This window comes from Rhodobacter flavimaris, assembly GCF_021378075.1.
GTDB lineage: Bacteria > Pseudomonadota > Alphaproteobacteria > Rhodobacterales > Rhodobacteraceae > Rhodobacter > Rhodobacter flavimaris.
Genome location: NZ_JAJUOS010000016.1, coordinates 1 through 12126 on the forward strand (window position 1 = coordinate 1; position 12126 = coordinate 12126).

Below are 12126 nucleotides of genomic sequence, written 5' to 3' on the forward strand. Positions count from 1 at the left end.
TGCAGATCCTTTCGGACGAGATGTGCAAGAAGATGTCGGGCCGGATCATCAACATCCACCATTCGTTCCTGCCCTCGTTCAAGGGCGCCAACCCCTACAAGCAGGCGTTCGAGCGCGGCGTCAAACTAATCGGCGCGACCTCGCACTATGTCACCGCCGACCTCGACGAGGGCCCGATCATCGAGCAGGACACGATCCGCGTCACCCATGCCCAATCGCCCGACGACTATGTCTCGCTCGGCCGCGACGTAGAAAGCCAGGTTCTGGCCCGCGCGATCCACGCTCATATTCACCGCCGCGTCTTCCTCAACGGAAACAAGACCGTCGTCTTCCCCGCATCGCCCGGCTCCTACGCTTCAGAGCGCATGGGCTGACCCCACTTTCGGCAAGGAGACCCCATTCTCCTTGTCGAAATACCTTGGGGGTGAGGGCCGACTCGGCCCGAGGGGGCAACGCCCCCTTTTCCTTTTCCGGCTGGATTCCCGCCGACACCCCGCGCTATCCTTCAACCGCCCCCAAGGGGGCAGTTCGAAGGATTTCATCGTGCCCGTTTCCCCCCGCCGCAACACACCGGCCGGCCAGTCCGAACCCGTCGTCGGCACCACCGTCCAATATGTCATCGACACCCTGACGATGCGCATCGTCTCGCAGGAATATGGCGTGGATGAGCGCCTCCCCTCGGAACGGCAACTGGCGCAGGATCTGGGGGTGGCGCGCAACACCGTGCGCGAGGCGCTCGACCAGATCGAGGAGCGCGGGATGATCCGGCGCCGGGCGGGGTCGGGTTCCTTCGTGACCTACGATCCCAATGGCGCAAGCGAATCCGCAGCGCCCGTCGCCGCCGAAACCGGGCCGCTGCAACTCCAGGTTGTGCGCGGCATCCTTGAACCCGAGATGGTGCGTCTGGCCATCATCAACATGCCCCCGCGCCAGATCGAGGCTTTGGGCGAGACGCTCTCGCAGATGGAGGCGGTGCAGACCGACGCGGGCGCCTTCGTCCGGCTCGAGGAAGAATTCCACCGCCAGATCGCCACCGGCACGGGCAACCCGCTGCTCATCGCATGCTACAATCTGGTGATCGACGCCCGCCGCCAGAGCTTCCGCGCCGCCATGTATCGCCGCCACCTCACACCCGCCCGGATCGCCGCCTACCAGCGCGGCTACAACGCGCTGTTCAACGCGATTGCCGCCCGCGACATCGAAGAGGCCACCGAGTTCATGAAGCTCAGCCTGATCGAGGATCAGAAACTACTCATGCAAGAGGACTGAGCACCGGCAACCGGCGCAGCAGGCGCTGATCCCAGAGCTGCTCCAACTCGCCCAGGTGACGGGCCAGCAATTTTCCGTTCTGCCCCAGCCAGTTCAGAACCGAGCCGAACTCCTGAATCCGCGCGCGCCCGTCGTGGATCGCGACGACTGGCCAGTCGCCCACCAGCGCATTGTCGATGCCGAAGATCTCCTCGCCCCACCAGCGTGCGGGGCCGAAGGCATGCGGCATCTGCTGGCCGCGCTTCATCGCTGCCAGAACCGAGACCGGCTCGGTCGTGTCGGCCAGTTCCACCGCGTTGTGCCACAGATCGAGGATCGAGGCATATTCCCAGCTCACCGCGCTCCACTCGCCCGGGAAACGCGCGTTATAGGCCTCGAAAAACGCCTGCGGCTGGCGGAAGAAAAACGCCGTGTCGGCCAGTGCCGGATCGTCGAAATCGGGGAACTGGAAGGTGTAGCGCTCCATGAATTCGGGCGAGGTGCGCGCGATCAGGCGAGGGTAATCATCGGCCGTGCAGGCAAGTATCTGGCCGGTGAAGCCCTGGGCATGGGCGGCCTCGGTCAGGGCCTGCATCATCGGCGGCGCCGAGGAGCACCAGCACAGGATGTCGGGTTGCTCCGCCAGCATCGCGGCAACGATCTGCCCGGCGTCGGCATGGTCGGGCGCATAGCGCACCTCCTTGACCCGATCACGCCCGGCAGCCTCGAAGGCCGCGCGATAGACCGCCAATGACGGCAGCCCGAGGCTGTCTGTCTGGCTGCACAACGCCACCCTGCGCGCGGCTGGTTGCGTGCGTGCGAGCCAGTCTACTCCGGTCACGTTGAACAGCGGGTGCACCTCGGCCGGGGCGATAAGGTAGGGCGTGTCGGGCGACAGGTCCGAAGGCAGTAGCGTCGCCACCAGCGCGCGGCGGCCCATCAGATAGGGCAGCGCGGGCGCAAAACTGTCCCCGCCAAGCGTCAGGATCAGGCGAACGCGCTGCCGCTCGACCATGTCCTGCGCGGCCTCCAGCGTCGCTTTGGAGCTCAGCGCACTGTCATGGGCGACGATTTCGACCAGGTGGCGCTTGCCCGCCACCATCAGCCCGCCCGATTCGTTGATCCAGTCGACCCAGATCTGGCACCCCTCAAGCCCCGGCCGACCCCAATATTCCTCGGGTCCAGAGAGCGGCGTCAGGAAGCCAATCCGAACCGGTGCGCGAGTCCGCCCACCGAGTCGGGGCAGGGAACCAGTTACGGCAAGGCGCTGCGCGAATGATGAACTGCTCATAATTTCATCTATACCCCGTTTTTATTGGCCTGAAACGCTGAAAAAATCAAAAAGTCCATATTCCCACGAAGAAACTTAATTGACCAAAAGTCATATATGGCCGCCATATTGGTCCATGCCGAATGAACCAGTTGCAAACATTGGTTCAGACCGGAAAACAGGGAGACTAAAATGACCAAGCGCGTTGCCATCATCGGCGCGGGTCCTTCGGGGCTTGCGCAACTCCGGGCCTTCCAGTCGGCGGCCCAGAAGGGGGCCGAGATCCCCGAGATCGTCTGCTTCGAGAAACAGTCCAACTGGGGCGGGTTGTGGAATTACACCTGGCGCACCGGCGTCGATGAGAACGGAGAGCCGGTGCATTGCTCGATGTATCGCTACCTCTGGACCAATGGCCCGAAGGAGGGTCTCGAATTCGCCGACTATTCCTTCGAGGAGCATTTCGGCAAGCAGATCGCCTCCTACCCGCCGCGTGCCGTGATGGTGGACTATATCGAGGGTCGCGTGCTCAAGGCCGGCGTGCGCGACTGGATTCGCTTCAACTCGGTCATCCGTTGGGTCGAATACGATCAGGCCGCAGACGACTTCACCGTCACCGTCCATGACATGGAGACGGACCACGTCTACAAGGAACGCTTCGATCACGTGATCTGCGCCTCGGGCCACTTCTCCTCGCCCAACGTGCCGGAATATCCGGGCTTCGAGCAGTTCAATGGCCGCATCGTCCATGCCCACGACTTCCGCGACGCCCGCGAATTCGCCGGCAAGGACGTGCTCCTCGTCGGTTCGAGCTACTCGGCCGAGGACATCGGCTCGCAGTGCTGGAAATATGGCGCCAAGACCGTCACCACCTCGTATCGCTCGGCGCCGATGGGCTTCAAATGGCCTGCGAACTGGGAAGAAAAGCCCGCGCTGGAAAAGGTCGAGGGCAAGACCGCCTTCTTCGCCGACGGCTCCACCAAGGATATCGACGCGATCATCCTGTGCACCGGCTACAAGCACTACTTCCCCTTCCTGCCCGACGAGCTGCGTCTGAAGACCAAGAACCGCCTGGCGACCGCCGACCTCTACAAGGGCGTGGTCTATGTGCATAACCCCAAGATGTTCTACCTGGGCATGCAGGACCAGTGGTTCACCTTCAACATGTTCGACGCCCAGGCCTGGTATGTGCGCGACATCATCCTGGGTCGCATCGAGGTGCCCGCCGACAAGCAGCTTCTGATGGCCGACGTGTCGGAGCGCGAGGCCCGCGAGGAAGCCTCGGACGAGGTGAAATACGCGATCAAGTATCAGGGCGCCTACGTCAAGGAACTGATCGCCGACACCGATTACCCGAGCTTTGACGTGGATGGCGCCTGCGAGGCCTTCTTCGAGTGGAAGCACCACAAGGCCGAGGACATCATGGCCTTCCGCAACCACAGCTACAAATCGGTCATCACCGGCACGATGGCGCCCACGCATCACACCCCCTGGAAGGATGCGCTGGACGACTCGATGGAAGCCTACCTGCAGAACTGACCCTCGTCCCTCCTGGGGGAGGCGCGTCGTCGGCCTCCCCCGCTTTTTCAAGGACAACCGGATGCTGCCCTTGCCGCCCGACACCTTGTTCCGCCCCGGTCCGCCGCAGCCCACACGGGCACGCCGCGCCGAGGCCTTTGGCCGTGCCAACGCGCTCGAACGCTACAGCGTTCCGGGCGCGGGCGCGGTCGTGGTCCAGATCAAGCCGGGCGACCGGATCGAGATTGCAAACGACGAGGGCGGGCAGCGCTGCGAAGTGCTGGCCGCCCATCCTGATGGACGGCTGGATGCGGGCCTTCTGGGCTGGCAGGCGGACGGTCCCGCCGCCGGCCTGCGCGCGCTGCTGACCTCGCGCGAACCGAGCCTGGACGCTCTGCGCGCGCGCCTTGCCGCGCTTGGGATCGCGCTGGCCGACGCCCGCGCGATCGGGCTTTTCGGCGCGACCTCGCGCGCAGGCGAGGCCGTGGGCTTCACCGCGCAGGGCGAGGGCTGGATCATCGTCGCAGCCCCCGGCACGCCGATGGATTTCGAGGCGCAGGACACGGCAACGCCCCTGACCCTGCGCATCACCCGCGCCACTCCGCGCGTTACGGGCGGTTTCGCCCTGCCCGATCCGCTGGCCGACCCAGTTCTGGAGCTGCGTGTGAAATCCGCCACCGCCGAGGCCTACGTCGTGCGCGCGGGCGAATACATCCAGATCCTCGATGTCGATGGCCGCCAATGCACCGACTTCCAGTGCTTCGACGCGCGCAAGGTGGATCGTGGCATCTTCAACCCGCTCGACGTGACCACCACGCGCACGCTGATGGGCCACAACTACCCGATGCCCGGCCTGCACGCGAAATACTACGATCAGGATTTCACCGCTCTGGTCGAGGTGATCCAGGATACCTGCGGACGGCACGACACCTTCGGGCTGGCCTGCGCGTCGAAATACTACGACGACATCGGCTATCCGGGTCACGCGAACTGCTCGGACAATTTCAACCGCGCGCTCGATCCCTATGGCATTCCGGGACGCGCAGGATGGATGGCCGCCAATTTCTTCTTCAACACCGGCATCGACGCCCATGGCGTGGTCTATGCCGACGAGCCCTGGTCGCGCCCGGGCGATTATGTGCTGATGCGCGCGCTGACCGATCTGGTCTGCGTCTCGTCGGCCTGCCCCGACGACACCTCTGCCGCCAATGGCTGGCATCTCACCGACATCCATGTGCGCAGCTATGCCGCGACCGAGCGTTTCCAGCGCGCATCGGCCTGGCGCGCCACCCCCGACGCGGAGCCGATTATGACGCGCCAGAGCGCCTTTTACGAAAACTTCGCCGCGCTGACCCAGGACTTTGTTGAATACAAGGGGTTCTGGCTGCCGAACTCCTTCGCCCAGACCGATCCGGTCGAAAGCTATTTCGCCTGCCGCGAGGGCGTCGTGGTGATGGACCTGAGCGCGCTGCGCAAGTTCGAGGTCACCGGCCCGGACGCCGAGGCGCTGATGAACTGGGTGCTGACGCGCGACGTGACCAAGCTTGGCCACGGTCAGATCGTCTATTCGGCGATGTGCTACCCGCATGGCGGGATGATCGACGACGGCACGCTGTTCCGCCTCGGGCCGCAGAACTTCCGCTGGATCGGCGGCTCGGATGAGGGCGGCGTGTGGATGCGCGAAGAGGCCGAGCGCCTTGGCCTGAACGTGATGATCCGCTCATCGACCGACCAGATGCACAATCTGGCCGTTCAGGGGCCGAAATCGCGCGAGCTGATGGGCCAGATCGTCTGGACCCCGCGGCATCAGCCCGCCATCCCCGATCTGGGCTGGTTCCGCTTTACCGTCGGGCGCCTCGGCGGCCCCGAGGGCGCGCCCATCGTCGTGTCGCGAACCGGCTATACGGGCGAGTTGGGCTACGAGATCTTCTGTCATCCTAAAGACGGCGCGCAGGTGTTCGAGGCGATCTGGGCCGCGGGCCAGCCGCTTGGCATCAAGCCGATGGGCTTGGCCGGGCTTGACCTCGTGCGGATCGAGGCGGGGCTGGTCTTCGCGGGTTACGACTTTTCCGACCAGACCGACCCGTTCGAGGCGGGCGTCGGCTTCACCGTGCCGCTCAAGTCGAAAACCGCCGATTTCGTCGGGCGCGAGGCGCTGATCCGGCGCAAGGAAACGCCCGCACGCAAATTCGTCGGCCTCGAGATCGAGGGGCAGGACCCGGTTGGGCACGGCGATTGCATCCGCATCGGCCGCGCGCAGGTGGGCGAGATCTGCTCGGCCATGCGCAGCCCGCGCACCAACACCCTGATCGCGCTGGCCCGCATCGACGTGGCCCATGCCGAGCCGGGCACGGCGGTCGAGGTCGGGCGCCTCGACGGACATATCAAACGGATCGCGGCGCGGGTCACCTCCTTCCCGCATTACGACCCGAAGAAGGAACGTCCCCGCTCCTGACGGATCGGGTGCGTGGCCGGGGGTGGGAGCCCGGCCATACCGGGCAACCGGACCAAGGGAGGCAAGAAACCGGGGCAAAATCGCCCCTTCCACCGAAACAGGGAGCTTTGGACGTGGAACAGGACCTTGCAACACTGGCGGCGACAGTCGCCGAACTTCAGGCGAAGGCCGGCTCGACCGGCACGATGTTCGCCGAGACTTTCTATTTTCTGACGATCCCGATCATGGTGCTGATCCATGTCGGGTTCCTTGCCTATGAAATGGGTGCCTCGCGTTCCAAGAACGCGCTGGCCTCGGGCATCAAGAACATCCTCGCCTTCGCGATGATCGTGCCGTTCTTCTACCTCGTGGGGTGGTGGATCTACTGGGCCTTCCCGACGGGGCTGGACCTGTCCGAGGGGCCGATGGCCATCTCGGGGCTGGAATATGCCAACTCGATCGCCGCGCCCTGGTCTGAATACATGGGTCCGAACCTCGACGACCGTTCCTCGGGCGTCTTCTGGGGCGCTTTCGTGATGTTCGCCGCCACGACCGCCTCGATCCTCTCGGGTGCGCTGATCGAGCGTATCCGCCTGACCGGCTTCGTCGTACTGGCAACGGCTCTGGGCGCGTTCGTCTGGATCCTGGGCGCCGCCTGGGGCTGGCACGCCGATGGCTGGCTGGTCACCAAGTTCGGCTATCATGACTTCGGCGCCGCCGGTGTCGTGCACCTGATCGCGGGCGCCTTCACGCTTGGCGTTGTCATCAACCTCGGGCCGCGTATCGGCAAGTTCAACCCGGACGGCACCGCCAACGCGATCCCCGGCCACTCGATGCCGATGACGCTGATCGGGCTGATGCTGATCATCGCGGGCTTCTGGGGCTTCCTGATGGGCTGCGTGATCGTTCCCGGCGAGGCCTGGAGCTGGTCTGGCGCGATCACCACGACGATCTACGGCACGCCGATGACGCTGTCGGGAATGACCTTCAACACCCTCATGGGCATGGCCGGTGGCATCATCGGTGCCTGGATGGTCACCCGCGATCCGTTCTGGATGATGTCGGGCGCGCTTGGCGGGATCATCTCCTGCGCGGCGGGTCTGGACCTGTGGTACCCGCCGATGGCCTTCGTGATCGGCTTCTTCGGCGCGGCGACCATGCCCTTCGTGTCGTCCTTCGTCGAGAAGATGAAGATCGACGACGCCGTGGGGGCCGTTGCGGTTCACATGTACCTCGGCTTCTGGGGCGTGGTCGTGGTTGGCATCGCGGCGCAGGGCTATCCGGCGCTGGCGGGCGAGAATGTCATCGACACCTCGTTCATGGGTCAGCTGGTCGGCGCTGTCGTGATGGCAGCCCTGGGCTTCGTGCCGGGCTACGGCATTTCGTGGGTGCTCAAGGCTATCGGCCAGCTGCGTGTTCCTGCTGAAGCCGAGGTTCTTGGCCTCGACAAGACCAAGGTTCCGGCCTCGGCCTATCCCGAAGCCCTGCACCCCACCGTCACCCCGGCCGAATAAGCCGCTGATCTCGAAAGGATATCATCATGGAAGCACCTTTTGACACCCACACCTGGGACGGCATCACCGGGGCGATCTTTGCCGGTTTCGGGGGCTCCGAGCCCCTCTGGATCGGGCTTTGCTACCTGTGCGTGCTGATCGCCGTGATCCTCGGCTGGCGCCACGAAAAGCACGCCTACGACGCCGCCAAGAACGGCAAACACTGAGCCAAACGGCGCGGGCGGCCCTGCCGCCGCCCGCCCCCCTCAATGAACAGGAAAAGATCATGACCGCATCTTGGAGATTTTCGACGCTGGCCGATCGGCACCGGGCACTGGGTTCGGACCTGGAGGACTGGAGCGGCATGGGCACCGCATGGTCCTATGACGGCGATCCGATGGCCGAATACATGGCGATCCGCACCAAGGCGGGCCTGATGGATGTCTCGGGGCTGAAGAAGGTGCATATCACCGGCCCCGCCGCGAGCCACGTGATCGACCGCGCCACCACGCGCAATGTGGAGAAACTGATGCCCGGCCGCTCGGTCTATGCGACCATGCTCAATGACGCGGGCAAGTTCGTCGATGACTGCGTGATCTACCGCACCGGGCCGAACGCCTTCATGGTGGTGCATGGCTCGGGCCAGGCGCATGAGCAGCTGACCATGGCCGCCACCGGCCGCGATGTCTCGATCCGCTTCGACGACAACCTGCACGACCTGTCGCTGCAAGGCCCGCTGGCAGTGGACTACCTTGAGAAATACGTCCCCGGCATCCGCGACCTGGCCTATTTCAGCCAGATGCAGACCTCGCTCTTTGGCAAGCCCGCGATGATCTCGCGCACCGGCTACACCGGCGAGCGCGGCTATGAACTTTTCGTGCGCGGTCAGGATGCGCCTATGATCTGGGATCGCATCCTCGAGGAAGGCGCCGAGATGGGGATCATCCCCTGCCGCTTCACCACGCTCGATCTGCTGCGCACCGAGAGCTACCTGCTCTTCTTCCCCTATGACAACAGCGAGATGTATCCCTTCGAGAACGAAGGCCCCGGCGACACGCTGTGGGAACTTGGCCTCGACTTCACCGTCTCGCCGGGCAAGACCGGGTTCCGCGGCGCCGAAGAGCATTACCGCCTCAAGGGCCGCGAACGCTTCAAGATCTGGGGCCTCAAGCTTGAAGGCACCAATGTGCCGGGCAACGGCGCGCCGGTGTTCAGGGACGGCAAGCAGGTTGGCGTAGTCACGCAGGCGATGTACTCGCCGCTGAACAACCACACTGTCGCCATCGCCCGCATCCCGGTCGATTGCGCCAATGACAGCACCAAGCTGGCGGTGAACTGCGCCACGCATGGCGAGATCGCCGCCGTCTCCAGCCCGATGCCCTTCTACGACCCCGACAAGAAGCGCCGCACCGCCAAGGGCTGACGTCAACCGGGCAGGGGCGGCGTCAGATCGCCCCGCCCCTCTCTAACAGGGAATACGCCGACCATGCCACGAACCGAGTTCTCCCCCTCGATTGCCAGCCGCCCCGTCTATGCGGGCCTGACCTCGCAGGGCGCCACGCCCGCCATCATGCTGGCCGATGCCGAAGGTGCCGAGGCGCTGATCGACCTTGCCGGGCAGGATGCCTCGGTCATGGATCGCGCCCATCTGATCTATATCCCCGCGGGCGCCCCCCATGGCCCGCGCCTCGCCGCCCTTGGCGCGCGCCTTTATCACGAGGCCCCGAGCTTCGCCGCCTGCCTTGAGCGTTATCGCCAGGCCTTGGCCGAGGCGCATATGGGCTCCCAGCTTTACCTTGCCGGAACCGAAGGCCTGATCGGTCAGGCGACGGCCGAGGCGCTGGCCGCCGGTCTGCCCGCCGATGCCATTCATACCGAGCACCGCGGCTCGGTCGCGCGCCGGATGCAATGCGTGCATTGCAAGGGCGTGACCGAGAACGTCACCACCGACCCTTTCATCTGCGCGCATTGCGGCCTGACCCTTTTCGTGCGCGACCACTTCTCGCGCCGCCTCGGCGCCTTCCAGGGGGTCTGCGTCGATGCCGAAACTCCCGGCATCGTCCCGCCTGCCCAGGAGATCAAACCATGAAAAGCCAGCTTCTGCGCGTCACCGCGATTGAGCCGCTCTCGCCCCTCGTGTCCCGCTTCCGTTTCGAACATCCCGAAGGCGCGGCGCTTCCGCTGTTTTCCGGCGGCGCCCATATCGTGGTCGAGATGCCCGACGGCGAGATCCTGCGCCGCAACGCCTATTCGCTGATCTCGGACCCGCTTGACGGATCGTGCTATGAGATCGCCGTGCGCCGCGAGGATACAGGGCGCGGCGGCTCGCGCTTCATGCATACCAAGGTGGCCGTGGGCGACCTGCTGCGCCTTTCCGTGCCGCTCAACCTCTTCTCGCTCGATCTGCGCGCGAAAAAGCATGTGCTGATCGCGGGCGGCATCGGGATCACCCCCTTCATCGCGCAACTGCGCCAGATCGCGCGCCTTCAGGTTCCGTTCGAGCTGCATTACGCCGCCCGCAGCCGCGACGAGGCGGCGGGGCTGAAGCTGCTTCCCGACGTGCCTCAGATCCATGTCCATATCTCGGACGAAGGCAACAGGATGGATCTGGGCGCGATCCTCGGGGCACAGCCGCTTGGCACCCATGTCTATACCTGCGGCCCCGAGGGGTTGATCGACGCCGTAGCCGAAACCGGGCGCCGCCTGGGCTGGCCCAAGGCCGTGCTGCATTCCGAGGTCTTCATGTCGCCGCCCCCCGGCGCGCCCTTCGAGGTGACCCTGGAAAAAACCGGCCGCACCATCTCGGTCGCCCCGCACCAAAGCCTGCTTGAGGCGCTTGAGGCGAGCGACGTCGAGATCGAATGGAGCTGTCGCGGCGGCGCCTGCGGACGGTGCGAAACAGGCGTCTCGGCCTGCGACGGCCATATCGAGCATCACGACCACTGGCTGTCGGACGACGAAAAAGCCAGCCAGACCAAGATCATGCCCTGCGTCTCGCGCTTTCAGGGCGCGAAACTCGCCCTCGACCTCTAGGAGCCAGCCATGACCATCCGCTTCAACGACGAGACTTTCCGCGGCGACTACACCTATCACAATTCGCCCGAGGCCATCCGCCGCTTCCCCTTCCCGTTCGACCAGGACAGCTACATGTACTCGGTCAATATCGAGCCGCATGCGGGCGGGCGCGCGGGTTCGCCCTTCGAGAAGCGTTTCGACGTGGACGAGCATTACGTCTCGGAAATGAAGGACCGCGCCATCACCCTGGCCGAAGACCCGATGCGCTGCCAGTCGCTGCCGCATATGGACCTGGCGGGGTGGGATTTCCTTGAACTGGTCATGACCTCGAAGGCCGAGGATTACCCCGAGCTGTTCGAGCTGCACCGCGACGGCGACCGTTGGCACTGGATCAACAAGCCAATGGGGATCGAGCAACGCTTCACCTTCCTCGACACCACCACCCTGCCCTGCGGGCCGCTCGAATACATCACCCGCCAGACCCAGGGCGACCATGCGCTGCTGGATCAGCGCGAGGGCAACCTGTGGATGGATGCGGGCATGATCACCAGCCAAGCGGACTGGTCGCTCGATTTCGACATCGGGATGAACTTCTTCGAATGGCACGCCCCGGTGCCCAAGGCGCATGAGATGGGCGTGTTCCAGCGCGCGCTGAAGTTCCTGCTCAATCTGCAGCAGGGCGCCCCGGTGCGGCGGCTGAACTGGACGATGACGGTCAACCCGCGCCTCGACACCAGCCCCGAGAACTACCACAAATGGGGCCCGGAAAAGCGCACCATCACCCCCGAGACCGTCGGTTCCAAGCAATACCTGCGGGTCGAGTTGCAGACCCTGTGGCGGCTGCCGCGCTCGAACGCGATTGCCTTCCCGATCCGCTGCTACCTGCTCTCGCTCGAGGATCTGGTGAGCGTGCCGAAATGGGGCCGCCGACTGCACCGGGTGCTGCGCGACCTGCCCGACGAGCTGGCCGAATACAAGGGTTTCGCGGTCAACCGCCCGACGATCGTCGCGTATCTGGCGCAGTTTGACGACGGTGAACCCACCTCGCCGGGCATCTTCCCGGACTGAGCCCGGCTCGTCATTCCATCCCTGCAAGGCCGCTTTGCCATCGTCCGGCATAGCGGCCTTGCGCATTTTCATCTTGGATTTCT

General features: G+C 64.8%; 11 protein-coding genes. 10 read left to right on the forward strand and 1 reads right to left on the reverse strand.

Translation table 11 applies throughout. The annotated features are described in order from the left end of the window. Both LZA78_RS16115 and LZA78_RS16120 read left to right on the forward strand, forming a co-directional pair. Nucleotides 1-374 (forward strand): formyltransferase family protein (locus LZA78_RS16115; protein WP_306798987.1); only part of this gene is annotated, 374 nt, incomplete at its 5' end. A gap of 169 nt (nucleotides 375-543) precedes the next feature. Then, nucleotides 544-1269, forward strand: a complete 726-nt coding sequence (locus tag LZA78_RS16120) for a FadR/GntR family transcriptional regulator (protein ID WP_233677940.1) — start codon at nucleotides 544-546, stop codon at nucleotides 1267-1269. Here LZA78_RS16120 and LZA78_RS16125 read toward each other — a convergent pair. Then, nucleotides 1253-2539 carry an ABC transporter substrate-binding protein gene (locus tag LZA78_RS16125; RefSeq protein ID WP_233677941.1) on the reverse strand — a complete coding sequence of 429 codons (1287 nt, stop codon included), beginning with the start codon at nucleotides 2537-2539 and terminating at the stop codon, nucleotides 1253-1255. The two genes, LZA78_RS16120 and LZA78_RS16125, sit on opposite strands and share 17 nt — an antisense overlap. 171 nt (nucleotides 2540-2710) lie before the next feature. Here LZA78_RS16125 and LZA78_RS16130 point away from each other — a divergent pair, with 171 nt between their 5' ends. The 8 genes from LZA78_RS16130 to LZA78_RS16165 all read left to right on the forward strand — a co-directional run bounded on the left by LZA78_RS16130 (nucleotide 2711) and on the right by LZA78_RS16165 (nucleotide 12043). Beyond that, nucleotides 2711-4054: a trimethylamine monooxygenase gene (locus LZA78_RS16130; protein WP_233677942.1), complete on the forward strand. Its 1344-nt coding sequence runs from the start codon at nucleotides 2711-2713 to the stop codon at nucleotides 4052-4054. A gap of 61 nt (nucleotides 4055-4115) precedes the next feature. After that, a complete protein-coding gene (locus LZA78_RS16135) occupies nucleotides 4116-6488 on the forward strand; it encodes a trimethylamine N-oxide demethylase (protein ID WP_233677943.1) in 2373 nt (790 codons plus the stop codon). 113 nt (nucleotides 6489-6601) lie between these two features. Continuing rightward, complete coding sequence (locus LZA78_RS16140; RefSeq protein ID WP_233677944.1) at nucleotides 6602-7981, forward strand: ammonium transporter; 1380 nt, start codon at nucleotides 6602-6604, stop codon at nucleotides 7979-7981. A 26-nt stretch (nucleotides 7982-8007) separates the two neighbouring features. Then, nucleotides 8008-8187: a hypothetical protein gene (locus LZA78_RS16145; protein WP_233677945.1), complete on the forward strand. Its 180-nt coding sequence runs from the start codon at nucleotides 8008-8010 to the stop codon at nucleotides 8185-8187. 59 nt (nucleotides 8188-8246) lie between these two features. Further along, nucleotides 8247-9383 (forward strand): aminomethyl transferase family protein, encoded by a 1137-nt coding sequence (locus LZA78_RS16150; protein ID WP_233677946.1) that lies wholly within the window; start codon nucleotides 8247-8249, stop codon nucleotides 9381-9383. Between the two features lie 63 nt (nucleotides 9384-9446). Further along, nucleotides 9447-10049: a dimethylamine monooxygenase subunit DmmA family protein gene (locus tag LZA78_RS16155; protein ID WP_233677947.1), complete on the forward strand. Its 603-nt coding sequence runs from the start codon at nucleotides 9447-9449 to the stop codon at nucleotides 10047-10049. Next, on the forward strand, nucleotides 10046-10993 hold the full coding sequence (locus LZA78_RS16160; RefSeq protein WP_233677948.1) for a PDR/VanB family oxidoreductase: 948 nt from the start codon (nucleotides 10046-10048) through the stop codon (nucleotides 10991-10993). The genes LZA78_RS16155 and LZA78_RS16160 overlap by 4 nt, the downstream gene beginning before the upstream one ends. Before the next feature lie 9 nt (nucleotides 10994-11002). Then, nucleotides 11003-12043, forward strand: a complete 1041-nt coding sequence (locus LZA78_RS16165) for a heme-dependent oxidative N-demethylase family protein (RefSeq protein WP_233677949.1) — start codon at nucleotides 11003-11005, stop codon at nucleotides 12041-12043. Nucleotides 12044-12126: the final 83 nt, after the last annotated feature.